20 protein-coding genes and 2 pseudogenes are annotated in these 24,332 nt (G+C 73.2%); 9 read left to right on the plus strand and 13 right to left on the minus strand.

All coding sequences use genetic code 11. The features are described from left to right. Window positions 1–280: 280 nt before the first annotated feature. The 4 genes from ABD343_RS36945 (at window position 281) to ABD343_RS36960 (ending at window position 4,089) form a co-directional block, all read left to right on the plus strand. A complete protein-coding gene (locus ABD343_RS36945; RefSeq protein WP_344534757.1) occupies window positions 281–1,540 on the plus strand; it encodes a serine hydrolase domain-containing protein in 1,260 nt (419 codons plus the stop codon). Window positions 1,541–1,746: 206 nt separating this feature from the next. Beyond that, window positions 1,747–2,202, plus strand: a complete 456-nt coding sequence (locus tag ABD343_RS36950; RefSeq protein ID WP_344534759.1) for a hypothetical protein — start codon at window positions 1,747–1,749, stop codon at window positions 2,200–2,202. Continuing rightward, complete coding sequence (locus ABD343_RS36955) at window positions 2,199–3,137, plus strand: hypothetical protein (protein WP_344534761.1); 939 nt, start codon at window positions 2,199–2,201, stop codon at window positions 3,135–3,137. The genes ABD343_RS36950 and ABD343_RS36955 overlap by 4 nt, the downstream gene beginning before the upstream one ends. Before the next feature lie 91 nt (window positions 3,138–3,228). After that, window positions 3,229–4,089 (plus strand): helix-turn-helix domain-containing protein, encoded by an 861-nt coding sequence (locus ABD343_RS36960; RefSeq protein ID WP_344534762.1) that lies wholly within the window; start codon window positions 3,229–3,231, stop codon window positions 4,087–4,089. Window positions 4,090–4,447: 358 nt separating this feature from the next. Here ABD343_RS36960 and ABD343_RS36965 read toward each other — a convergent pair whose 3' ends face one another. The 3 genes from ABD343_RS36965 to ABD343_RS36975 form a co-directional block, all read right to left on the minus strand. After that, a complete protein-coding gene (locus tag ABD343_RS36965) occupies window positions 4,448–5,071 on the minus strand; it encodes a TetR/AcrR family transcriptional regulator (RefSeq protein ID WP_344534764.1) in 624 nt (207 codons plus the stop codon). Between the two features lie 80 nt (window positions 5,072–5,151). Beyond that, window positions 5,152–5,895, minus strand: a complete 744-nt coding sequence (locus ABD343_RS36970) for a class I SAM-dependent methyltransferase (RefSeq protein WP_344534766.1) — start codon at window positions 5,893–5,895, stop codon at window positions 5,152–5,154. A gap of 48 nt (window positions 5,896–5,943) precedes the next feature. Beyond that, complete coding sequence (locus ABD343_RS36975) at window positions 5,944–6,561, minus strand: NADPH-dependent FMN reductase (protein WP_344534768.1); 618 nt, start codon at window positions 6,559–6,561, stop codon at window positions 5,944–5,946. 141 nt (window positions 6,562–6,702) lie between these two features. Between ABD343_RS36975 and ABD343_RS36980 the strand changes: the two genes are divergently transcribed. Continuing rightward, complete coding sequence (locus ABD343_RS36980; RefSeq protein ID WP_344534770.1) at window positions 6,703–8,049, plus strand: DUF5685 family protein; 1,347 nt, start codon at window positions 6,703–6,705, stop codon at window positions 8,047–8,049. 8 nt (window positions 8,050–8,057) lie between these two features. Here the strand turns inward: ABD343_RS36980 and ABD343_RS36985 are convergent, their stop codons facing one another. From ABD343_RS36985 to ABD343_RS37005, 5 genes are read right to left on the minus strand one after another with little or no spacing between them, the layout of a single operon-like run. Beyond that, on the minus strand, window positions 8,058–9,767 hold the full coding sequence (locus ABD343_RS36985; RefSeq protein WP_344534771.1) for an acyl-CoA dehydrogenase family protein: 1,710 nt from the start codon (window positions 9,765–9,767) through the stop codon (window positions 8,058–8,060). Next, window positions 9,760–10,569, minus strand: coding sequence for an acyl-ACP desaturase (locus ABD343_RS36990; RefSeq protein WP_344534773.1), 810 nt, complete (start codon window positions 10,567–10,569; stop codon window positions 9,760–9,762). Before ABD343_RS36990 ends, ABD343_RS36985 begins: the two co-directional genes overlap by 8 nt. Further along, complete coding sequence (locus ABD343_RS36995; protein WP_344534774.1) at window positions 10,566–10,820, minus strand: acyl carrier protein; 255 nt, start codon at window positions 10,818–10,820, stop codon at window positions 10,566–10,568. The genes ABD343_RS36990 and ABD343_RS36995 overlap by 4 nt, the downstream gene beginning before the upstream one ends. Before the next feature lie 36 nt (window positions 10,821–10,856). Further along, window positions 10,857–11,714, minus strand: coding sequence for a class I SAM-dependent methyltransferase (locus ABD343_RS37000; protein WP_344534775.1), 858 nt, complete (start codon window positions 11,712–11,714; stop codon window positions 10,857–10,859). Beyond that, window positions 11,698–13,404 (minus strand): AMP-binding protein, encoded by a 1,707-nt coding sequence (locus tag ABD343_RS37005; RefSeq protein WP_344534777.1) that lies wholly within the window; start codon window positions 13,402–13,404, stop codon window positions 11,698–11,700. The genes ABD343_RS37000 and ABD343_RS37005 overlap by 17 nt, the downstream gene beginning before the upstream one ends. Before the next feature lie 315 nt (window positions 13,405–13,719). Between ABD343_RS37005 and ABD343_RS37010 the strand changes: the two genes are divergently transcribed. Next, a complete protein-coding gene (locus ABD343_RS37010) occupies window positions 13,720–16,506 on the plus strand; it encodes a helix-turn-helix transcriptional regulator (RefSeq protein WP_344534779.1) in 2,787 nt (928 codons plus the stop codon). A 142-nt stretch (window positions 16,507–16,648) separates the two neighbouring features. Next, a complete protein-coding gene (locus ABD343_RS37015; RefSeq protein WP_344534780.1) occupies window positions 16,649–17,587 on the plus strand; it encodes an alcohol dehydrogenase catalytic domain-containing protein in 939 nt (312 codons plus the stop codon). On the opposite strand, the gene ABD343_RS37020 is transcribed toward ABD343_RS37015, so the two are convergent. From ABD343_RS37020 to ABD343_RS37035, 4 genes and pseudogenes are all read right to left on the minus strand, one after another. After that, window positions 17,584–18,750, minus strand: a complete 1,167-nt coding sequence (locus tag ABD343_RS37020) for an epoxide hydrolase family protein (RefSeq protein WP_344534781.1) — start codon at window positions 18,748–18,750, stop codon at window positions 17,584–17,586. The two genes, ABD343_RS37015 and ABD343_RS37020, sit on opposite strands and share 4 nt — an antisense overlap. A gap of 286 nt (window positions 18,751–19,036) precedes the next feature. Next, a complete protein-coding gene (locus ABD343_RS37025; RefSeq protein WP_344534782.1) occupies window positions 19,037–19,723 on the minus strand; it encodes a PepSY domain-containing protein in 687 nt (228 codons plus the stop codon). 76 nt (window positions 19,724–19,799) lie between these two features. After that, entirely contained in the window at window positions 19,800–21,113 is a 1,314-nt protein-coding gene (locus tag ABD343_RS37030; RefSeq protein ID WP_344534784.1) for a glutaminase, read from the minus strand. A 58-nt stretch (window positions 21,114–21,171) separates the two neighbouring features. Continuing rightward, window positions 21,172–21,399 (minus strand): annotated as a pseudogene (locus tag ABD343_RS37035) (hydrolase); the annotation flags it as partial. Window positions 21,400–21,401: 2 nt separating this feature from the next. On the opposite strand from ABD343_RS37035, the pseudogene ABD343_RS37040 reads away from it, so the two are divergent. Both ABD343_RS37040 and ABD343_RS37045 read left to right on the plus strand, forming a co-directional pair. Next, window positions 21,402–21,485: pseudogene (locus tag ABD343_RS37040) on the plus strand (MarR family transcriptional regulator); the annotation flags it as partial. 166 nt (window positions 21,486–21,651) lie between these two features. Further along, the gene (locus ABD343_RS37045) at window positions 21,652–23,898 is read left to right on the plus strand and encodes a HelD family protein (RefSeq protein ID WP_344534786.1); all 2,247 of its coding nucleotides are present in this window, start codon (window positions 21,652–21,654) and stop codon (window positions 23,896–23,898) included. 46 nt (window positions 23,899–23,944) lie between these two features. Here the strand turns inward: ABD343_RS37045 and ABD343_RS37050 are convergent, their stop codons facing one another. Then, window positions 23,945–24,175, minus strand: coding sequence for a DUF5133 domain-containing protein (locus tag ABD343_RS37050; RefSeq protein WP_344534788.1), 231 nt, complete (start codon window positions 24,173–24,175; stop codon window positions 23,945–23,947). Window positions 24,176–24,332: the final 157 nt, after the last annotated feature.

Genomic DNA, 24,332 nt, shown 5'->3' on the forward strand with positions numbered 1-24,332 from the left:
ACGTCGGTGCGACCGAAGGCGGCCGCCATGCGGTACCCGTTCGCATGGCCGGGGAGGAGGCCGAGCACCTGCTGGACGGCGTCGTGTCGCGCCCCGGCCGACGGCTTCGGGCGGATCTCCGACCACGCGCCTCACCGCGAGGAGCGGTTACGCCATGGGACGTATCGCGGGCGTATCGGAAAACGCATACGCCACAGAAACGCTCTCCCGCATTCCCTGGGGACGTGGACCGCCGCGCGTCGGCGGTCGGTTCGTCGATCGGGAGAGGCAGGGCGTGAGCATGGACGCGGAATCCGCGCGCGGGGTGAACCGGCGGAAGCTGCTGGGGTGGGGCGGGGTGGCGGCCGTCGGCGCGGCGGCGGCCGGTACCCAGCGGGCGGTGGCGGCGCCGCCCGCCGCCGGTGCCGAGGCCGGTGCCGATTCCGGAGCCGTCCCGCCGGACGCCCGGCCGGGAGGGGCGTACGACCGGTACGTCGCGAAGCTGGCCGCCGAGGACAAGTTCTCCGGCGTGGTGCTGCTGTCGCACCGCGGCCGTACGATCCTGTCGCGCAGCTACGGGATGGCCGACAGGGAGAGGAAGGTCCGCAACCACGAGGGCATCGCGTTCAACCTCTCCTCAGCGGGCAAGCCGTTCGGCGCGGTGGCCGTGCTGCAGCTCGCGCAGCGGGGCAAGGTGCGGCTCTCCGACACGGTGGGCACCCATCTGAAGGGCTTCGCGAAGGAGATCGCCGAGCAGGTGACCATCCACCACCTGCTCTCCGGCACCTCCGGGCTGAACACCCCGGAGGAGGACCCGCAGCGCGTCTTCCGCAGCCGCGAGGAGGTGCGCGAGTACAACGAACGGTGGGCCAGGAAGGCCAAACTGGTGGCCCCGCCCGGCACCCCCACCGACCACGCGGGGGCCGAGGTCGCCATCCCCGCGCTGATCGTCGAGGCCGTGACCGGCACGACGTACTGGGACTACGTCCAGGAGCACATCTTCGAGCGCTGCGGCATGACCGGTACGGGGTTCTACACCAGGCCGCAGTGGCTCACCGACGAGCACATCGCCCACTCGTACATGCGAGTCGCCGACGGCAGCTTGGTGGACGCCGTCCGCAACCTGGACCAGGGCAGCCCCGACCCGAACCAGCTCGGCAGGAACCCGGGCCGCAACTTCATCGACGCACCCGGTGACGGCGGCTTCGCCACCGCGCCGGACCTGGTCCGCTTCGCGCACGCGCTCCGTGACGGCACGGTGCTGGACCGGCCCTACGCCGAGTTGTTCACCGGGCCCAAGATCCCGCTCGCCCCGCAGGGCGGCGGGGGCCTGCGGAAGGGGCGGCAGGCCCCCGCCGACGCGTCGTTCGGGACGTACATGATGCCGGTCAGCCTCGTCAACGGCCAGTGGGTCAACGGCCGCGCCGGCGTGAACCCCGGCAGCGTGGCGAGCTGGAACATCTACCCGGACACCGGCTGGGTCGGCGTCATCCTCGGCAACTGCGACGGCGTGCCGCTGTGGGAGATCGCCGAGCGCGAGATCCGCACCCTCACCGGCTGACGCCTTCTCGTACCACGGCGGTAGAGGTCCCCGTGACGGCAGGTGTAGTCAACTGGCCGTGGTACGCCCGTAGTTGCCTCGCGAGGTCAATCCGCTGCGGGATGGCAGCGCGCCCCGCGCGCCGTAGCTTCGTCTCTCGGAACGACGGGGCCGGACCGGCCCCACCGCCTCCCCGTCGGCACACGGGGAACCAAGGGGGAACCATCATGAGGCAGAAGATCCGACTGGGGCTGGGCGCGGCAGCGTTGACCGTCGCGGGCGTGCTCAGCTTCGCACCGGCGGCCGGTGCCAGCACGGGCACGTCCGGGGGAGGAACGGCCGCGGGCGCGTCCGGGGGAACGGCCGCGGGCGCGTCCGCCTCCGCGGCGGCGGCATGCCCCGCACCGCTGCACGCGTACCAGTACACGAGCTACACCGGGGGCTACAAGAAGTTCTGCAAGTCGGACTACAAGCTCTCCGACAACCGCTTCAACAACGGGGGCAGGGTCAACGACCACATCCGCTCGGTGAAGAACCTGACCCGCGGCTGCTGGTGGACCCTGTGGACCGACTATTACAACCGCGGCTCGCACAACACGTTCAAGCCGTGGAGCTGGGACGCCAACCTGTCCAACAACAGGGTCGGCTACCGCACCAGCTCCCTCTACAAGTCCTGCCCGTGACCCGAAGGGCTCCCAAGGGCTGGGGCACCCCGCGCTCGCGCGGGGTGCCCGCACTGGCTGTCGCCGCGCTCCTGCTGACCGCCGGATGCGCGGACGAGAAGGGGCCGGCCCCGTCCGACGCCGCCGAGTCCTCATCCGGCCCCCGTCCCGTACTCCCGACCCGTGAGGTCCGCGAACTCACCCTCCCCTTCGACTCCTACGCGCTGGACTCCCCGCAGATGGCGCACATCACCCTCGCGCAGGACCGCCTCATCGCGTCCTGCATGGCCGACAAGGGCCTGAAGTGGAAGCGCCTGCCCCGCCCCGAGGCCAAGAGCTGGCCGCACCGGGGCCGTTACGGCCTGATCGAGGCCGAGGCCGCCCGCCGCTACGGCTACCACCCCGTTCCCGAACCTCGGGCCGAGGCGCGCGAGCGCTGGATCGCGCGACGGGAGGCGGGACTGACGCCGGAGCAGCGGAGCGCCGCCTACGGCCGGGACGGAAAGGGCGGCTGCGAGGAACGGGCGGCCCGCACCCTCCTGAAGAACGTGCCCCGCGCCGACTTCGAGGGACTGGACCGCGCCGCCGCCTCCCTCTACGAACGCTCCAAGCGCCACCCGGACGTCGAGCGGGCCTTCCGCCGCTGGAGCGCCTGCATGCGGGAGAAGGGCTTCTCGTACTCCACGCCCTCCGCTGCCAACAACGACCCCAGGTGGCAGAAGGCCTCCGCGAAGCCCACCGCGAAGTCCTCCGCGAAGGCCTCCCGCGAGGAGAGGACCACGGCCCGGGCCGACGTGCTCTGCAAGCACAGCACCTCACTCGTCGCCGTCTGGCGGCGGACCGAGGCCGAGTTGCAGCGGGACGAGATCGACAGGCACCCCGAGCGGTACGCGCTCCTGCACCGGGCCAGAAGCCATTACATGGCGAACGTCAAGGCCGCAAGCGGGCGTCGGTGAGGGCGATACGCTGTGGACGGTTCGAGCGACGAGCGTGGCGGGAGACCGGCGTCGCCGTTGCCGGGTGTCGCCGCCAGCGGAGGAGAGGTCCGTGTCGGGTGCCGAAGGCGGAGGGCTGCGGATCACGCGGGTCGGCGGCAGGTGGCGGGTGACGCGGGCATGGCCGCCCTGGCTGCGCCCGTATCTGCACAGCTACGTCGGCTATTGGGAGACCGGCACGCCGGTGCCGTACCGGGCCCGCGTCGTTCCCACGGGCCGGGCCGTGGTGGTGATCAACCTGCGGGAGCCCTTCGCGCAGGTGTGCAGGCTGCGCGACGAGGGCACCAGGAGCGGCGTCGTCGGTTCGCTGATCGCCGGGCTGGAGGACGGGCCGCGGGTGCTGGCCCACCCCGGCGGCCAGGAGGCGATCCGCCTGGAGCTGACGCCCGTCGGCGCGTACCGGCTGTTCGGGGTTCCCATGCGGGAGCTGGCCAACCGGGTGGTGGAGCTGGACGACGTGCTCGGACCCGGCGCCCGCCTGCTGGTGGAGCGCCTGGCGGGCACCGGCGACTGGTCCGCCCGGTTCGATCTGCTGGACCGCGCCCTGCTGTCCCGCCTCGAACGGGGCCCGGACCCCGCGCCCGAGGTGAGCCACGCCTGGCATCTGCTGTCCGGTACGAGCGGGATGGTGCCGGTCGCCCGGATCGCGCACGAGGTCGGCTGGAGCCAGGGCCATCTGGTGCGGCGGTTCACCCAGCAGATCGGCCTCGCGCCGAAGGCCGTGGCCCGGGTGCTGCGCTTCCACCGCGCGGTGGGGCTCCTCACCGTCGGGGAGGCGCACCCCACGACGGTCGCGGACACCTGCGGGTTCTACGACCAGTCCCACCTCAACCGCGAGTTCCGGGCACTGGCCGCGACCACGCCCGGCCAGGTGGCGGCCGCCCGCTGGGCGGAGGGGGCGCTCGCCCGGTGAACGGGGCGCTCCGGTAGGTCAATTTTTTCCAATACGGGCCGCCGGCACGTCGTTAGGGTTCTTCGTAGTGATCCCTCAGGGCCCGCGGACCGGTCGCATGGCCGGGCCACTTCGGGGGAGCGGCCGGTCTCCGGTCGTCGGAGGCCGCAGTGGGATACCGGGGGAGGGTCCCGGGCGCCGGTGCAGACCACGGTGGCCCGGGACCTGGCACGGGGCCGGTCGGGGACCTGTTCCAGTTCGACGCCTCCGGCGTTCGGGCCGAGAACATGATGCTGCCCTGGGCGGACGTACGCCAGTTCGTGTGGTGGCCACGCCGCCCGGCCCGTGGCCGCCGAGCCCACCCGGCGGCGCGCGGCGGTCAGTCCCGGGGCAGGCAGCCGTGGAGGAAGGTGTGGACGCCCTCGGCCACGAGCTGCTCGGTCTCGGGCCGGGGGAGGGGGAACGCGCCGTAGTACGTCCGGTCGATGATCTCGCCGCCGACCAGGTGGAGGAAGTGGCGTGCCGTCCGGCCGGGGTCGCCGGGCCGGAGCCACCCCTCCTCGGCCAGGGCGCCGAAGCGGTCGGCGAGGGCCTGATGGACCCTCGCGGGGCCCGCCTCCCAGGTCTCGCGCAGGCCGTCGGGCAGGTGGGCGATCTCGGCGCGCATCTGGCGTACGACCGCGAAGTGGTCCGGGTAGGCGGTCAGGGGCTCCGCCCAGGCGACGCCGAAGTCCACCAGGTCGGCTTCCAGGTCCCGGATCCTGTGCAGCCACCGGTCGATGACCTCTAGCTGCGCCCGTACGATCTGCTCCGTACCCTCCTCGACGATGAGGCGGAACAGCTCGGCCTTGCCCTGCGGGAAGTGGTTGTAGATCGTCCGCGTGGAGACCCCGGCCTCCTTGGCGATCGCGTCGACACCGGCACGGGTGAACCCGTCCCGACCGAAGACCGTGCGGGCCCCCTGCACGACCGCTGCTCGTTTCTCCGCCGGTCTGCCAGCCACTGTGCTCCCGTCCCTTCGTGTGCGACACCGAGGAGATTACTGGGGCGCTGGGCGCCCCAGTAATCTCCTCGGCTCCCGCCTCAGAGCCTTTGCGCCGTCAACAGCCACGCGCGGGCGAACAGCCTGCCCTGCGGGTCGCTGCCGTCGAAGTCGGTGCGGAGATGCTCCTCCGGGCTCGGATAGCCGAAGAGGTCCGCGTGCCGCTCGATGTGCCAGGGCGTGAAGGCCGTCAGATAGCGGGCCCGCCGCAGCGTCAGCAGCCGCCAGCCGCTCCGGGCCAGGGCGCGCAGGTCGTCCTCCGCGACGTAGTGGATCTCGCCGAGCGGCGGTTGGCCCTCGTCGGAGAAGCAGAGGAGATGGAGCCGTCCGCCGGGCCGGCAGACGCTCCTGAGGAAGTCCGCGTAGCGCTCGCGGCGTTCGCGGTCGAGGCAGTGGTAGAGGGCGCTGTCGAGGACGGTGTCGAAGCGGCCGGTGAGGCCATCTGGCGGGGGCTCGGTCACGTCCACCGTGGCGAACGAGGGTGCGTGCGTACGCGTGACGGCGCGGCGCCGTGCGCGCTCCACGGCGGTCGGGGACGCGTCGACGCCGGTCACCCGGTATCCCTTGTCGCTCAGGAAGAACGTGTTGTCGGCCGGGCCGCAGCCGACGTCCAGGACGTCACCCGTGATGCCGCCTCCGCCTTCCAGCGCGACGACTTCGGGCTGCGGTTCGCCGATGTCCCAGGGGGTGAGGGCGGTGCCGTCCGGGGTGCGGAAGGGTGAGGCGCCCCGGTAGACGCGCTCGAAGCGGTCGGCCGCGTGCGGTGTCGCGTGGTCCGATGTCACTGTGCTGAGCCTCCTGTTCAGGGGGGCCGGGGGCGAGGGGGAAGGGGATCAGTTCTCCGTCGTACCGGCCGGGGGGAGGGCGGCGCGGACCTGGCGGAGGGCGCCGGACCAGGCGACGAGGTCGTCGAGGACCTCCATGAGGGTGGGCTCGTGGTGGTCCCCGGGGGTGATCTCGCCGGGCTGGGTGGGGTCGGGCAGCTCGAAGTCGGTGAACGCCGACAGCGCGACCTGTCCGCCGACGGTGGCGACCTTCACCTCGGACAGGACCGTGCGCAGGTGCTCCACGGCCCTGGTGCCCCCGTGCACCCCGTGGCTGACGAACCCGGCGGCCTTGTGGAACCACTCGCCGTACAGGTAGTCGATCGCGTTCTTGAGGGCGGCGGGGAAGGAGTGGTTGTACTCGGGCGTGACGAAGAGGAAGCCGTCGAAGCCGTCGATGAGGCGTGCCCAGCGGCGGGTGTGCTCGTGGCTGTACTGGCCGAAGGCGGCGGACACCGGCTCGTCGAGCAGGGGGAGCCCCTGGTCGGCCAGGTCCACGAGTTCGACCGCGGCGGCACCGTTCTTGACCGAGGGGTGGCGCCCTGCGGCGTCGAGAGCCCAGCGCGCGACCACCTCGGTGCGGCGGTGGGGACGGGTGCTGCCGACGATGACCGCTATCCGGATCATGCTGCCTGCCTTGGGGTGTTGAGGACGGGACAGCAAAAGTACAACGACCACGGCAATAATTACAACGATCGTTGTACGTCCGGGTGGCCTGGGTACGATCCGGCTCGGCATACGCAGGAAGCAGGTACGGGGGAGCAGCTCGTGTTCGGAATCGTCAGGCCCTGCAAGCACCGGTTGTCGGAGGGACTCAGGAACGAGTGGATGGCGCACCTGTGCGGGCTCTGTCTCGCACTGCGTGGCGACCACGGGCAGTTCGCCCGGGTGGTGACCAACTACGACGGGCTGCTGATCTCCGTGCTGACCGACGCGCAGACGGGGACCGCCGGTGCCCGGCGCAGGACCGCGGGGCCGTGTCCGCTGCGCGGCATGCGTACCGCCTCCGTCGCGCGAGGGGAGGGGGCACGGCTGGCCGCCTCGGTGTCACTGGTGCTCGCCTCGGCGAAGGTCCGGGACCACATAGCCGACCGTGACGGGGTGCTGCGCCGCCGCCCCGCCGCCGCCGTCGCCCGGCGGATCGCCGCTGCCTGGGACCGCGCGGGCGCGCGTACGGGCGGCGCGCTGGGCTTCGACACGGCCGTACTGGTCGACGCGGTGGACCGGCAGGCCGACGTCGAACGCGCCGCGGGCCCCGGCACCGCGCTGACGGCCGTCACCGAGCCCACCGAGACGGCGACGGCCGCCGCCTTCGCGTACACCGCCACGCTCGCGGGCAGGCCCGGCAACGCGGCGCCGCTCGCCGAGGCCGGCCGGCTCTTCGGGCGCCTCGCCCACCTGCTGGACGCGGTCGAGGACCGGGCCGCGGACGCCGCCGAGGGCGCCTGGAACCCCATCGCCGCCACGGGCGCGAGCCGTGCCCTCACCCGCGCGCTCTGCGACGACGCGGTGCACGGCATCCGCCTCGCGCTGCGCGACGTGGACTTCGCCGACGCGCGGCTCGCCCACACGCTGCTGGTGCACGAGCTGCCGCGCGCCGTGGACCGCGCGTTCGGCACGGAGCGGTGCGTGCACACCGGGGGCGGCCCGGACTCCGGTTCGCTCTCCGGCCCGATCCCCGGCCCGGCCGCGCACGGCGACCCGCAGCAGCGCCCCCCGCAGCAGCCGTACGGGCAGGCACCGTACGGTCAGCCTCCGTACGGCCAAGCACCGTACGGGCAGCCCCCGTACGGTCAGGCGCCGTACGGCCTCAATCAGCCCGCCGGGCCCGGCGGCGGCCCGGGCGGCCCCGGTGGGCCCGGTGGTCCGGGTGGCTGGGGCGAGGGCCCCGAGGGGCGCGGGCACCGGCCCGGCCACCCCTCGCCGCGCGGCTTCTTCGCGGGCTGCGCGGTCTTCCTGGGACTCTGCTGCACCTGCCAGCTCTGCTGTGCCTCGGAGTACGAGGGGCCCTGGTCCCGCAAGAAGCGGGAGGGCTGCTGCTCGGACTGCTGTGACTCCTGCGACCTCTGCGGCAACTGCGACTGCTGCGACTGTGACTGCGGGTGCGACTGCTGACGCCCGCGTCACGCCGGGCGCGTCGGTGAGGCCTTCTCCGTCAGCGCGACGGTACGGCGGACGTAGTCGGGGTGCGCGAGAGGCACGTCGAGCAGCGCCTCCGGCACGTTGAGCAGGCCGAGTACCGCGGCGGGGTCCTCCGCGCACCGGTCGCTGAGGGCGGCGCGCTGTGCCAGCAGCCCCCGGACACCGGCGCCGTCGAGGAGTCCCTCCGCCAGCAGGTGCTCGGCAAGGCCCAGGAGGCAGTGCACGGCGTAGAGCTGCCGCAGGGCGTCGTCGGTGGCGCCCTGGGAATGCCGGGCCCACCGGCGCAGCAGCAGGGCGGCGCGGCTCGCCCGGACATGCGGTCGGCACAGGGCGCCGCGCTGCGAGGACTCCCAGCGCCGCAGCAGCCGCCCCGCCAGGTCCCCCAGCAGTCCCGCGCCGTGCTCGCCGTCCCGCAGGCCCTCCTCATCGACGGCGGGTACAGGAGGGACGACTCTCCCGGAGGTCTTCGCGGCGGCGCGGGTGCTCTCGTAGCACAGGACCGTGTTGTCCCCGCCGAAGGTGGTGCTGATCTCGCCGTCCACCCGCGCGGTGACGATCTCGTTGTAGCTGTGGAATCCATGGCCCCCGCACAGCTCCCGCAGGGCGACCAGATTGGCGTTGGCCGCCCAGGAGGCGTACGCCTTGGCCCCGGAGGTCAGCCCGTAGAGCGAGGCCGCCGGGGCCTCGCCGGTCCACTCCTCGATGAGGTGCTCGGTGAGGTGGTGCAGGGCCAGGGCCTCGGCGACGACGGGCATCAGGCGCTCGCGATAGTGCTGACGCTCCAGCAGAACGGCGCCGAACGCTTCCCTGTGGGTGCTGTACCGGAGAACGATCGCCGCGCTCCGGCGCAGCACCCCGGCGGCCCCGGTCACGGGGAACACGCGTTCCTGGGTGAAGGTCCGCAGGCAGCGCACGTACCGCTCGCGGCGGGCGGTCCCGGAGACGTAGCGGCCGTCGGCGTCGATGTGTGCCCAGGCGCTCATCAGCGCGTCCACGGGCATCCGGTACTGATCGAACCGGATCATTCCCGTCTGGCTGGCCTCCAGCCCGCCCTTCGGCCCGGCCGGGTCGATCCGCACCCCCGCGAAGGGCGCCGCGCCCTCGTCCGGCCTGAGCGGGACCCGGAACCAGTGGTGGCCCTCGTCGGTGCCGTCCACCACCAGCCGGGCGAGGGTCATGGCGTGGGTCGCGGAGAAGAGGGTGTTGCCGATCCAGTACTTCGCCGCGTCGTCGGACGGAGTCACCACGCGCAGCGAGCGGTCCTCGTGCCGGTAGTGGACCTCGGTCCCGAGGGAGAGCAGGTTGGTGCCCCGGCCGATCTCGGTCACCGCGAAGGCGTACACCCGGTCCATCCGGCTGATCTCGTCGCGGTACGCGGCGACTTGTGCGGCGCTGCCATGCGTGAGCAGCGCGCTTCCGGCCATCTGGTGGTCGCAGACGGTCGATACGAGGGAGAGGTCGAACGCGCAGAGCCAGCCCAGCGTACGGACCAGGTCCGGGAATTCGGCCTCCCGGCTCCCTCCGCGCCAGCACTCGCTGCTGACCAGGCCCTTGTCGTGGAGCGCCTTGGCCCGCCGGGCGGTCAGGCGGATCAGCTCGTCCGTGCCCAGCTCGTACCGGGCCCGGGGGTCGAAGAGGGGGTCGTCCAGGAAGTCGAGACACGGGCCCGGACCCGGACCCGTGTCAGCCACGTGTCTCTCCCGTCGGACGGCCGGGCGGGGAGCCGGGCGCGGGGAGGTCGTGGCGGGTCAGGTGCAGGGCCTTGAGCGTGGGGCCGACGATGTCGCGCAGGTACACCTGGGAGTTGATGCCGGTCGAGCGCATCAGGGCCGAACGGGCCTCGGGGTCGGGGAGGAGCTGCTCTGCGGGCATGCGGAACGTCCGCAGGACATGGGCCAGATCGGCGAGGGTCCCTTGCCGGTCCTCGTCGAGATGGAGGGCGACCATGTGCTGGTAGAACTTCGTGTGGGCCATCTCGTCGCGCCCGATGAGACGGTAGATGTCGGCGAGGACCGCGTGCCCGGTGTCCAGGGCCAGGGTGCGCTGCGAGCGGTAGACCACGAACGTGGTGAGTTCCTGGATCATGCCGTAGATCACCATCTGCCGGGGGCTGTCGTACGGCCGTTCCCAGCGCCGGGACAGGATGGTGTCGGCGTAGTCGTGGAGCTGTTCCTCCGTGCGCTGTCCGCTGCGGTGCAGGTATTCGCGGAGGACGAGGGAGTGCTTGGACTCCTCGTACCCCCAGTTGGCGGCGAACCAGGCCTGGGCGTAGTCGCGGCCGAAGAGTTCCAGGTGGGCGTCGAGATAGTCGGGCAGGAACATCTCGACGCCGCAGAAGGTCTCCGCGTTGACGGCGAGTTGCCTGTCGGGTTCCGCGGCGTCGAGCGCGTCCCAGTCGATGTCGTTGAACGGATTCCACCTGCGGGTGCGCTCGGCGTTCTCGAAGAACGTCATATAGGCCCGGTGGAAGGATTCGCGGAGCTTCTTGTTCATGAGGCCGGGTCGGCGGTCAGCTCGGCGGATATCAGCTCGCACAGCCCCTGGACGTCGGTGACGTTGTAGAGCTTTTCGTCCGGGAGGAGGATCTCCAGCTCCTTCTCCGTCCAGGTGACCAGCTCCAGGAGCTGGAGGGAGTCGATGCCTGCGGCGTGGAGGTCGGTCTCCGGGGTGAGCGGGGGGCGCCGGGTGGTGGTGATGTCGTGCAGGCCGCGGTCGAGGAGCCGCAGCAGTTCGTCCTGGGTCACCGGTGATTCCTTACGTCGTTCGGGGGCTGGCGTGGATTACGCGGGGTCGTCGACCCGGCGCAGGCACCACTGGGAGAGGGTCATGTGCCGCCGGGCGAAGGCGTTGACGCAGCAGGTCAGATAGCGGTCGTAGGTCTCGAAGAGGTCCGGGCCCCAGCGGTCGCGGATCTCCTCCTCGTGGGCGCGCAGCCGGGAGCGCCAGTGGGTGGTGGTCTTCTCGTAGTCCTCGCGCCTGGTGCGCAGCAGCATCACCTCCCAGTACGGGGCGACCGCCACGACGAGGTCCTCGGCGCGGGGTGCCATGCCGCCGGGGAAGATGTTCTCGCCCAGCCAGCGCAGCTCGCGGGCCTCCTCGGGGCGGCGCGGCACCCGGTCGCGCAGCCCGGTCTGGAGCGCGAAGTGGGCGCCCGGAGCGGTCCAGGACCAGGCCTTGCGGAAGTAGTCGCGGTAACGGGCGACGGCGTGGCCCGCGCGGGCCTCCTCGGGGGTGCAGACGTGCTCGATCATGCAGATGGACTGCACCGCGTCGAAGGGCTCGGAGGGGGCGAAGTCGCGGTAGTCGACGCAGGAGACGGTCACGCCCGGCAGCCGTCGGCGCAGGATCTCGCCGTACTGGGCCTCGGAGAGCGTGATGCCGTGCGCCCGGGCGACACCTCGGTCCCGGGTGAGATACGCGAGGTTGTTGCCCCAGCCGCAGCCGATGTCCAGGACTCTGCTGGCGGGCGTGATGCGGGCGAAGTCGTGGAGGACGCCGAGCTTGGCGACCTGGGCGGCCTCCAGGTCGTCGGTGTCGTCGAAGACCCCGCAGGTGTAGTTCATCCCGCTGTCGAGCCAGAGGCGGAAGAACTCCGGGTCGAGGTCGTAACTGACGGCCAGTTCAGCCTTGTCGGACATGGAGCGTGCCTTCCAGGTACTGGCGGCGCGTCTCGCCCCGCCGTGGCTTTCCCGATGTCGTCTTGGGCACGGTGCCCGGACGTACGGCGACGACGTCGTGGACGGGGAGCGCGAGCGCACCGGCGACGGCGTCCCGCAGGGCCTGCGCCAGGCCGACGGTGGCGGAGGTGCGGCACTCGGCGACGACGACCAGTTCCTCTGACTGCTCCCCGGGGCGTGTGCAGGCCACGACGCCGCCCGCGCGGACGCCTGGCACGGTCTCGGCGATCCACTCCACGCGCTGCGGGTCGATGTTGCGGCCGTTGAGGATCAGCAGGTCCTTGGCGCGGCCGGTCACGAACAGCTCCCCGTCGGCCAGATAGCCGAGGTCCCCGCTGCGCAGCCAGCCGTCCGCCCCGAACGCCGCCGCGGTGTCCTCGTCCGAGGCCCCCACGTACGTACGTGCGTTGGAGGGGCCGCGCAGCCAGATCTCACCGACGACGCGCTCGTCCAGGGGCGCGCCGCGGGTGCCGGTGCCGACGTCGGGGTCCGTGTCCGTGTCCGCGTCCGCGTCGCGGATGGTGACCTCGTGCCCCGGCAGCGGCGGTCCGCAACTGACGACGGCGACGGCCGCCTCCCCGTCCGACGGTGCGGCCCGGCCCGCCGAGAGGGCGGACGGATCGACGGAGTCCACGCGGTGGCCGCGGCCCAGGGGCGAGAGCGTGGCCGCGAGGGTGGCCTCGGCCAGCCCGTAACACGGCATCAGCGACTCGGGTTTGAGCCCGGAGGCGGCGAAGGCGGTGGTGAACCGTTCCAGCACGGAGGGGTTGATGGGCTCGGCCCCGCACCCGAGCACCCGTACGTGAGCGAGGTCCAGGGCCGCGGCCTCCTCTTCGGCGGTACGGCGGGCGGTCAGGGCGTAGGCGAAGTTGGGCGCGAAGCTGATCGTGGCCCGCCGTTCGGACATGGCCCGGAGCCACAGGCCGGGGTCCCGGATGAAGCCGCGGGTCGGGACGAAGGAGACGGGGACTCCCGTGACCAGGGGCGCCAGGACGAAGCCGACCAGCCCCATGTCGTGGTGGAGCGGCAGCCAGGACAGCCCCCGGTCGGTGGCCGGGTCGCTGTCCAGCCCGTCGCGCATGATGGCCAGGGAGTTGGCGAGCACCGCCTCGACCCGGGCCGGGACGCCACGGGGGATCCCGGTGCTGCCGCTGCTGAACTGCACGTACGCCGTGGCGTCCCCGTCCGGGCGGTGCGGCGGCGGCGCGGCCTCCGGGGGCGCGGCGACCACGGCGTCCAGATCGACCTGCCGCCACTTCTCCGCCCACCCGTCAGGAGCCGGCGCGTCGTCGCCGCCGCGCAGCGCGATGGCCCGGGGCTGCGCGACATGGGCCATCACCTCCACGTACGCGTTCCAGGCGGGGCGGCGCCCCGGCGGGGGAGGCGGCGCGACGGGCACGGGGACCAGACCGGCCCACAGGGCCCCGAGGAAGGCCGGGACGAAGAGATACGGATCGGCTGCCTCGACGACGACCCGGTCCCCGGGCCGCAGACCCGCCTCGGACCACCCGGCGGCGGCGGACCGGACGCCGCGCAGCAGCTCGCGCCGGCTGACCGAGGCCCATGTGCCGTCTTCCCGGAGGTACTCGTGCGCGGGCCCGTCGTCGTGCTCGTAACTCTCGACAATGTCCGTAACCCATGCCCCGCGCATGCGTCACCGCCTCTCTGGTGCGACTGACAGGGACGATGCCGGGCGGGGGAGCGGCGCCGCGTCGGCGAAAATTACGTAACCCGGGCCGCTTACGTGATCGGGCCGCGGGCTTCCGCCCGGGCCCACCGCGAGGGCCGGGTCCGGCCCCGCGTTCCAGGACCCCGTTCCGGAGGGGTAGGGATTCGCGCAGGTCAGAGGGGTATTCCTCGTTCCGGCGTCCCGTCCTGCGGCGGAGCGTTGCGGGGAGGACCGCCCCTCGGCGAGGCTCTTGCTCCGGTGGGAAGATCTCGTGCTGTTGCTCGGAGGCGGTTCGCCGTGGGGTTCGTGGCCCGGCAGGTGGAGTTGGGGGAGATCGAGGCGCTCATGGCCTCGGCGGCCGGTGGCGCCGGCGGGGCCGTGGTGGTCGGGGGCGAGGCGGGCGTGGGGAAGTCGTCGCTGGTCGACGCGGCGGTGGGCGGACTTGAGGGCTTCGAGGTGCTGCGCGCTGCGGGCACCGAGTTCGAACGGGACCTGCTGTACGCGGTGTTGCACCAGGTGTGCGCGCCCGTGCTCGAATTCCGGGCGGGGCTGCCGGGCGTACAGCGGGAGGCGCTGGAGGCGGTGCTCGGGCTGGGCGGGCGGCAGGCCTCGCCGAACGTACTGACGGTGGGGCTGGCGGTGCTGGGGCTGCTGCACGAGGCGGCGCGGAAGCGGCCGGTGTGCTGTGCGGTCGACGACGCGCAGTGGATGGACGAGGCCTCGCGCCAGGTGCTGGTGTTCGTGGCCCGGCGGGTGGCCGCCGAGCGGATCGCCCTCGTCTTCGCCGCCCGGGACGCGGAGGCGGTGCCCGGACTGGCGTGCCTGCCACGACTGCCCCTGGAGGGGCTGGACGAGGAGGACGCCCGGACCCTGCTGGCCACCGCGCCGGGGGCGCCGCACGCGGGGCTGGACGGGGAGGTCGCCGACCGGATCCTGGCCGAGGCACGCGGCAATCCGCTGGCCCTGCTGGAGTTCGCCCACGAGGCCGGGCCGTTCGGGGTGCCCCGCGCGCGGCGGAGGCGGGCCGGTGTGGCGGGGGCGCTGGAGGAGCAGTTCGCCCACCGCCTCGGGCAACTCCCGCCCGGGGCACGCGAGCTCGTGGTGCTCGCCGCCGCCGAACCGGTAGGCGACCTGGGCCTGCTGCGGCGCGCGGCAGAGCTGCTGGAACTGGACGCCGACCGGTTCGCTCTCGCGGAGAACGCCGGACTCCTCTCGCTGGGCCCCCGGCTGCGGTTCCGGCATCCGCTGGTCCGCTCGGGGGTGTACGACTCGGCCACCCCCGGCGTACGGCGGCGGGTGCACGGGGCGTTGGCGGAGGCCACCGACCCGGCCACGGACCCGGACCGGCGGGCCTGGCACCGCGCGCACGCGGTGATCGACGCGGACGAGGACGTGGCGGGCCAGTTGGAGGAGTGTGCGGACCGGGCACGGGGCCGGGGCGGGTTCACCGCGGCGGCCGCGTTCATGGAACGTGCCGCGGACCTGACGCCCGACCGGGTACGGGCGGACGCCACGCCCGACCGGGTACGGGCGGACGCCACGCCCGACCCGGTACGGGCGGAAGCGACGCCCGTACCGGGGCGCCGGGCGGGGCGGCTGCTGGCGGCGGCACAGCTCCGCCTGCAGGCCGGTGCCCCGACCACCGCGCGCGCTCTTGTCGCGCGCGCCGAGCGCCACGGGATGGACGGGGCCGTGCGGGCGGAGGCGCGGCTGCTGCGGGCCCGGGTGGACTACCAGTTGGGGCACAGCCCGCAGGCGACGGCCGCGCTGATCGACGCGGTGGCGGAGCTGGCGCCGGAACGGGCGCGGGAGACGGGCCTGGAGGCGTTCGCGTCCTGCATGTACAACGAGGACCAGCCCGGCCACCGGCTGCAGGAGCTGGGGGAGCGGATGCGGCGCCGGGCGCCGCTGCCCGAGCGGGCGCGTCCGGTGGACCTGCTGCTGGAAGCGCTCCTGGACCAGGTGATGCTGCCGGTGCCGCGGGCCGTGCCCGCGATGCGGGCGGCCGTGGACGCCTGCCGTACCGCCGCCGTCTCGGCCGGGCCCTGGCGGATGAACCTGGCGTGCCAGCTCGTGCTCGATCTGCGGGACGACGCGGGCATGGTGGACCTCTCCGACCGGCAGGTCGAGGTGGCCCGCGCCCAGGGCGCGCTGGCCGCGCTGCCGCAGGCCCTGCGCTACCAGGCCATCAGCCGCACCACCACCGGCCGCTTCGAGGAGGCCGCCGCGAGCCTCAGCGAGGCCAGGGCGGTGGACGAGGCCGCGGGCACCACCCCGCTGATCGGGGCTGAACTCGTCCATCTGGCGTTCCGCGGGGACGTCGAGGGCTACCGGGAACTGGCCGCCCGGATGGGGAAGGACGGACTCCCCGTCGAGAGCGCCGGGGAGCACTACGCCCGCGCCGTCCTGCACAACGGCCTGGGCGAGTACGGGACGGCGCTGGAGTCCGCGCTGGCCGCCCAGCGGCGCCACCGGTCCGGCTCCTACGCGATCTGGGCTGTCTACGCCGAACTGGTGGAGGCCGCGACGCGTGCCGGGCGCCCCGCACAGGCCGCCGAGGGCCTGGCCCACCTCGAAGCCCTGGCCGCCGCGAGCCCCACCCCGTGGGCGCGGGCCGAGTGGCTCCAGGCGCGGGCCCTCCTCGCCGAGGGCCCGGAGTGCGAGAAGCTGCACCGGGAGGCCATCGACCACCTCGCGCGGACCCGGGCCCGGGTGCTGTACGCCCGCGCCCGGCTGACGTACGGGGAGTGGCTGCGCCGCGCGAACCGACGGGCCGAGGCCAGGGTCGAACTGCGCTCCGCACACGACCTGCTGGCCGCCATGGGGGCGGCGGCCTTCGCCGCCCGCGCCGCCCGCGAACTGCGTGCCACCGGCGAACAGCCCCGCCCCCGCGGCCAGGACCCCCTGGGACAGCTCACCGCGCAGGAACGCCTGATAGCGGAGAAGGCCGCGACCGGGGCCACCTCCAAGGAAGTCGGCGCCATGCTCTACCTCAGCCCGCGCACCATCGACGCCCACCTGCGCAACGTCTACCGCAAGCTCGGCATCAGCTCACGCCGCCAACTCCGCCACATGCCCCTGTGACCACATGACCGCGTGACCACGTGACCGCCGGGTTACCTAGCGTCGAGGGTAGGTAGTTTTCGCCGACGCGACGGCGGCCCCCGCCCCGGCATTCTCGGCTCCCGTCACACAGGCATCGGCCCGGAGACGAGGGACGTACTCGATGATCACAGAGGTCGTGCTGCGGGGCGTCGGGGAGCCCGCCGGGCCGCGGCTGCGGCTGCGGACGAGACCCGTCCCGCCCCTCCTGGCCGGCCAGGTGCTCGTACGGGTGGAGGCGGCGGGGGTCTCGCGCGCCGAGCGGCAGATGTGCCGGGGCACGTACCGGGACCAGCCGCCGTTCCCGTTCGTGCCGGGCCACGACGTCGTCGGGGTCGTCGACACGCTCGCGGGCGTCGGCACGCAGGCACCCGACGGCTCCCAACGGCTCGCCGTGGGCCAGCGCGTGGCGGCGCTGACCGGGACCGGCGCCTGGGCCGACCGCCTGGTGCTGGCGGCGGACGATCTCGTCGCCGTGCCCGACGGGCTCCACGGCACGGAGGCGGAGACGGTGCTCGTCGACGGCGTCACCGCCCGGCGGATGCTCGCCGCCGCGCACGTGAGCGACGGCGACACGGTCGTCGTGCTCGGCGCCGCCGACGCCGTCGGCTCGCTGCTGGTCCAGCTCGCGCGCCACGTCGGCGCCCGGGTCATCGGCGTCGCCGCCGCGTACCACCTGCCGTACGTGCGCGAGATCGGCGCGATTCCCCTGGACCGGGACACGGACGTGGCCGCGGGGATCCGGCGCATCGCGCCGCGCGGTGCGGCGGCGGTGTTCGACCACGCAGCGGACGGGACCGGCGGTCCTGTCTGTGGTCCTGACGGTCTCGTCGGCCGTACGGTGACGTCCGTCGATCTCTGGTCCGGACGGGAGCGGAACCCCCGGAGCCACCGGGCGGAGCTGCACGCGGACCTGCACGCCGTGTTCGGCCACCTCGCGGCGGGCGAGATCACCGCCCGTATCGCCCGCGCCTTCCCCCTGTCGCAGATCGCCGAGGCCCTGCGCTACGCCGGTTCCGGAGCCGCCGCGGGGAAGGTCGTCCTGCTCCCGGACACCGCCTAGGCGGGAGCGGAGCGCACGTCGCGGAACGCGGCCCTGATCTCGGAGACCAGCAGGTCCGGCTGTTCGAGACCGGGGAAGTGGCCGCCGCGGTCCAGCTCGTTCCACGACCGCAGGTCGAGATAGCGGCGCTCGGCCCAGCGCCGCGCGGTCGGCCACGGGTCGGCCGGGAACAGCGAGCAGGCGGTGGGCACCGTCACCGGCCGCGCGTTCTCCTCCTCGGCGCTGCGCGGCACCCACCGCATGGCCTCCCAGTACCAGCGGGCGCTGGACGCGCCCGTTTCCGTCAGCCAGTACAGGGCGATGTGGTCCACCTGCCGCGCCAGGCTCACCCCGCCTCCGGCCTCCGGCCGGGTGTCGGCGTAGGCGGCGAACTTCTCCCCGAGCCATGCCGCGAGCCCGGCGGGCGAGTCGAGCAGCGAGTAGCCGAGCGTCTGCGGGCGCGTGCCCATGATCAGGCCGAAGCCGTATCCGTCCGTGAGGTGGGCGTCACGCCGCTCCAGCACGCCCCGCTCCGCCGGGTCGGCGGAGCCGCGGTCGCCGGGCAGGGGAGAGGCGAGCGGCATCGTCAGATGCAGGCCGACGACGCGCTCGGGCGCCTGGCGGGCCAGTTCGGTGCTGACGCTCGCGCCCCAGTCCCCGCCGTGCGCGCCGAACCGCTCGTAGCCGAGCGCCGTCATCAGCTCGCCCCACGCCCGCGCCGTACGGCCGGGGTGCCAGCCGCTCTCGCGTGGCCGCTCGCTGAACCCGAATCCCGGCAGCGCCGGGACGACGAGGTGGAAGGCGTCGCTCGCGGAGCCGCCATGGGCGACCGGGTCGGTGAGCGGCCCGAGGACGTCCTCGAATTCGAGCACGGAGCCCGGCCAGCCGTGGGTGAGCACGAGGGGAAGCGCCGTGGGTTCGGGTGAACGTACGTGCCAGAAGGCGATGTTCAGCCCGTCCAGGCGCGCGCGGTAGTGCGGAATCGCGTTCCAGCGCTTCTCCGCGGCCCGCCAGTCGTGCTGCCGCCAGGCGTCCAGCAGCGCCCTCAGCGCGTCCAGTTCGATGCCCTGCGACGCGTCCGGCACGGTTTCGGGCTCGGGAAGCCGGACCGCGTCGAGACGCGCGCGCAGGTCCGCCAGTGCGGCGTCGGGAATGTGCGGAGGAAAGGGCTCGGCAAAGGGCATGGACGGAAGCCTAGAAAGGGACCGACGCCCGGTTCCATGCGTGGAATTGTCGGGACAGAGGTCGGGAATTGCGCGTCGCCGTCCTCCCCTGCCACGGGGGGGAGCCGAGGGGGACGGCGACGGGGTCTTTCGACCGGGGTCCACGATGGCGGGGCGGGGGAGGGCGCCGCATCGGCCAAAAGTACGTAGGCCCTCGCCTACGTAATGCGGCTCGGCCGTGCTCCGGCTGACGCCCGGAAGCAGGCCCCCTGCGCAGGCGCCCGGCAGCAGGCGCCTTGGGCGGGGGTCAGTCGCGGTCGGTGTGTTCGCGGAGGACCTTGCGGGTTGCGGCGTCGATGTCGAAGGTGGTCTTGGTCCAGTCCTTGGGCGTGACCACGTCCACGGACCAGATCACCTTGCCCGCGTCGTTGTCGTCCAGTTCGACGGCGCTGACGGAGCCGCCCTTCTTGTCGAGCGCCGTCCGGGCGGCCTGTTCGGGCGTCACCTTCGCCTCGCGCAGCCGGTCGGCCAGCTTGTCGCGGTCGTCGCTCTCGCGCTCGGCGTCCCGCGGCTTCTGCGCCTTGCCGGAGACGGCGTCGACGAGCACGGTGCTGGCCACGCCGCGCGCGGTGGCCACCTCGGTCTCCCAGCGCGGCCGGTCGCCGGAGTCGGATGCGGAGTCGAGTTCGGCCTTGACCGGCTCGGTCCCGCGCACGGCGTGGGTGGCGGCGGCCAGGGCCTTGCGGTAGGACACCTTCGACGCGGAGATCATCCGCTTCCGCTCGCGCTGATCGTCCGTCAGACGGCCACCGGGACTCCCGCTCCCCTCGGACGCCGACGGCGAGGCGTCACCGCCGTCACCGCCCTCGCCGTCGTCCCCGCAGCCGGTGAGCACGCCCCACGCCACCGCGAGCACACAGGTCACGCCCACCGCGCGTCTCGCCGCCGACGAGCGCCCGGGCTTCGTCGTACCAAGCAATCCTCGTTCTCCCATGGCGGCACGATAAGTGGTGAAAAGCCGCATAGGGGGTTAGCCGAGACCTGCCGTTACGCCTTTCGGGGAACGGGTCTCATGGCCGCGCCTCCCCGCCTCGGGCGGCGGCTCGCGCGGCCTGTGCGGCTTGCTCCACGGTGTCCACGACGGTGAGGCGGCCCCCGTCGCCGGGGTCGGGATCGGGCATGAGCGACTCCGGGTCGACGAGAGAGACCTCGTGGCCGTCCAGCGTGAGCCGGCGCGTGACCTCCAGGATCATGCGCCGCGCCACGTCGTCGATCGAGTGGACCATCGTGAGGTCCACGGCGACCGCGGCCTCCGGGGGCGCGGAGTCCACGGCCTCCCGGACGACCCGCTCGGCTCCGGCGAAGCCGATTCCGCCCTGCAGTTGGAGGACGCGCAGCGCGCCCGGGCCGCCGCCGACGACATGGTGGGAACGTACGACCGCACGCGCGGCGGCCGGGACCCCCATCACGTGCAGGCCCATGTCGGACGAGAACCGTTCGAACAGGGACACCCCTCGGACGCTGTTCCCGTGGGGGTCCAGCCGTGGGGAGAACGTGGCGATGCCGATCTGGCCGGGCAGCGCGCCGATCAGGCCCCCGGCCACGCCGCTCTTCGCGGGAATGCCGACCTGGGTCGCCCAGTCACCCGCCGCGTCGTACATGCCGCAGGTGAACATCACGCTCAGGACCTGACGCACCACCGGTTCGGGAATCACCCGCTCGCCCGAGAGGGGATTCTCCCCGCGGTTGGCCAGGGTCGCGGCCATCATGGCCAGATCCCGCGCGGTGACGAGCACGGAGCACTGGCGGACATAGCCGTCCACGACGGCTCTCGGGTCCTCGCCGAGAACGCTGTGGCTGCGGAGCATATGGGCGATGGCGAGATTGCGGTGCGCGTGCTCCATCTCCGACGCGCACACCGCCTCGTCCGTCCTCAACGGGCGTCCCGCGAAGGCCGAAAGGCCCTGGACCACGCGCTCCACGCGCTCTGCCGGATTCAGGTCCGCCGGGCCGACCAGCGAGTGCGCGGTGATCGCGCCCGCGTTGATCATCGGGTTGAGGGGGCGCCCGGTGTCGCTTTCGAGGGAGATCTCGTTGAACGCCTCGCCCGACGGCTCGACACCGACCTTGGCCAGTACGGCGTCGAATCCTCGGTCGGACAGGGCGAGGGCGTACGCGAACGGCTTGGAGATCGACTGAATCGTGAATTCGGTATCGATGTCCCCGGCTCCGTAGACCTCGCCCTGAACCGTGGCGAAGACCGCGCCGAGGCGGTCGGGGTCCGCCGACGCGAGCTCGGGAATGTATCCGGCCGGCTCTCCGGACGTATCCGGCTCCACATCTCCGAGTGCCTCGGTCAGATAGTCGGGAATGACCGACCGCATTCGCCCTCCTCCGTCGTCGTACCCGTATCTTCCCGCGACCCGCGGTCGCCGCCCCGAATCACCACGCGCCGCCGTGCTGCGCCAGGACCTCGGCGGCGCCCGGCACGGTCTTCTCGCGGGCCCAGTCGCGCTGCCATTCGCCCCTCACGGCCTGCCAGGTGATCGGGACCACGCCCGCCTGGACCATGCGCCGCACGGCCATGTCGTGCGTCTCCTCCGAGACGCCGCCCGAGGCGTCCACGACGCGCTCGTCCTGCCAGGCGTTGATGAACGTCCTGTTGATCGGCGATCAGGCGGATGGCGAAGCGCGGCCTGGTGGCCAAGGAGGACTGTCCCGACGACGGGGGCGGCGCGTTCATCGTCGCCACACCGCCGCCGGAAACAAAGGAATCCCCCGGCTGAATTGACAGCCGGGGGATTCCTTAGGACTATGGGTTGTTTGCGAATTCACTTTGCCTGAACCGCAAATCACCTTCAATGACAGCAGTCTATCCGGGCGGGAGTCGCCTTGTCAAATATTGCGTCGCACGACGCGGAATTGCAGCGTGAACAGGAATTCGTCGACCGGCTCTACCGCCGCGTCGACCACCTGCGCGGCGAAGCGGAGAGCGCCGTGGAGGGCGGGCTCGGCCGCGCGGAGACCGGACAGCAGGCCCGGCTGGAGCGGGACGTGATGATCGCCGAGCAGTCCGGGCTGCTCGCCGCGCTGAACTCCGTGGACGGCTCGCTGTGTTTCGGGCGGATCGACCTGGTCGGCGGCGAGGCGCACCACATCGGCCGTATCGGAATCCGCGCCGACGACGCCGACCGTACGCCCGTCCTCATCGACTGGCGGGCGCCCGTCGCGCGCCCCTTCTATCTCGCGACCGGCCACACCCCGATGGGGCTGCGCCGCCGTCGGCACATCACCAGCAGCGGCCGTACGGTCACCGCGCTGCACGACGAGTTCATGGACCCGGACGACCGGGAGCGCACCGGGCACGAGGACCCCGCCGGGGACGCGGTGCTGCTCGCCGCGCTCAACTCGGCGCGCACCGGCCGGATGGCCGACATCGTGCGCACCATCCAGGCCGAGCAGGACCGGGTGATCCGCGCCTCGCACCAGAAGGTCATGGTGGTCGAGGGCGGCCCCGGCACCGGCAAGACCGCGGTGGCGCTGCACCGCGCCGCGTATCTGCTCTACGAGCAGCGCGAACTGCTCGCCCGCCGCGCCGTGCTGATCGTCGGGCCGAACCCGGCGTTCCTCGGCTACATCGGCGAGGTGCTGCCCTCGCTCGGCGAGACCGGCGTGCTGCTCGCGACCCTCGGCGAGCTGTACCCCGGCATCCGCGCCACCGGCACGGACACGGCGCGCGCCGCCGCCGTGAAGGGGCGCACGGACATGGCGGAGGCGCTGGCGGCGGCCGTACGGGACCGGCAGGCGACACCCGAGCCGGGGGCGCCGCTGGTGATCCCGCACGACGACGGCGACCTCGTCGTCGACTGGGAGATCGCCTACGAGGCGCGCCAGGCGGCCCGCGACACGCTCCTCCCGCACAACCTGGCCCGCCCGCACTTCGCGTTCCACGTCATCGACGCGCTCACCTCGCAGCTCACCGAGCGGCTCGGCGCCGACCCGTACGGCGGCCCCAACTTCCTCGGCCCCGACGACATCGCGCAGCTCGGCAAGGGCGTCGCGGCCAGCCCCGAGGTGCACGCGGCGCTGGCGGAGCTGTGGCCGCCGCTGACGCCCGAGGGCTTCGTCGCGGACTATCTGTCCGAGCCCACCCACCTCGCGGCGGAGGACGCGGCGGCGATCCGCCGTCCGCACGGCGCGGAGTGGACGCCCGCCGACGTGCCGCTGCTGGACGAGGCGGCCGAACTGCTCGGCGTGGACGACAGCGCGGAGCGCGCCGCGGCGGAGGCCGAGCGGCAGGAGCGGATCGCCTACGCCGAGGGCGTGCTGGAGGTGGCGCGCGGCTCGGAGACGTACGAGTACGAGGACACCGAGTCCGAGGTGCTGGGCGCGCACGACGTCATCGACGCCGAACGCATGGCCGAACGGCAGGAGGAGGCCGACCACCGCAGCGCCGCGGAGCGCGCCGCGGCCGACCGCACCTGGACGTTCGGGCACATCATCGTGGACGAGGCGCAGGAGCTGTCGCCGATGGCGTGGCGGCTGCTGATGCGGCGCAGCCCCACCCGTTCCATGACGCTGGTCGGCGACCCCGCGCAGACGAGTGAGGAGGGCGGGGTCGGCTCCTGGGAGGGGATCCTGCGGCCGTACGTCGAGGACCGCTGGGAGCACACGAGGCTCGGCGTCAACTACCGCACCCCGGCCGAGGTGATGGACGTCGCCGCCGCCGTGATGCGGGCCGTACGGCCGGACTTCGAGCCGCCGCACTCGGTACGGGCCACCGGCGTACGGCCCTGGATCCGGGCCTGCGCGCCGGACGAGCTGGCCGCCCGGACGGCCCGCGCCGCCGCCGACGGGCTGCCCGACGAGGGCCGCCTCGCGGTGATCGCCCCGCACCGGCTGCACGCGGCACTCTCCGCCGCCCTCCCCGACGCCACCACGGGCCCCGACCTCGACCTCACCCGCCCGGTCGCGCTGCTCGGGCCGCGCGAGGCGAAGGGGCTGGAGTTCGACTCGGTGCTCGTCGTCGAGCCGGGCGAGATGCCCACCAGCGACCTCTACGTCGCCCTGACCCGCGCCACCCAGCACCTCGGCATCCTGCACGCGGGAGAACTGCCGCCGGGGCTGGCGGAGTTGGAGGGCCCGGAGGGGCGGGACGGCGAGTTCTGACGGCGACGGCGACGGCGACGGCGCGGCGGCGGTCAGCGCCCCGGAGTCAGCGCGTCACGAGGGAGTCGTCCTCGGGGCGGGCGCCGGGGAGTCGGTAGCGGGCGGCGACGAGCGCGGTGTCCACGTCCTGGGTCCCCGTCGCGACGCACAGCGTGTAGCAGACGTCGTCCATGCGCTGCCGGACCCGTGGCCCGCCGACCTCGGAGGCGTGGAGCAGCGTGAGGGCCTCGTACTCCTCCATGAGGTTCCGCAGCACCGTGGGGTGGGCCATGAGCATGGGCTTCTCCTTCCGCTCCGGACACTCTCGTGACCGCGTGGCGGGTCCCCTCGCAGCCGTGCATCTAACGTGCCGTCTTCCGTACGCTCCCTACGGTCCAGGGCGGGGATCCTGACGTCGAGCAGCGGGGAGAAGGCGCGATGACGCAGGCGGGGGC

Source organism: Streptomyces albiaxialis, from assembly GCF_039530985.1.
Taxonomy (GTDB): Bacteria; Actinomycetota; Actinomycetes; order Streptomycetales; family Streptomycetaceae; genus Streptomyces; species Streptomyces albiaxialis.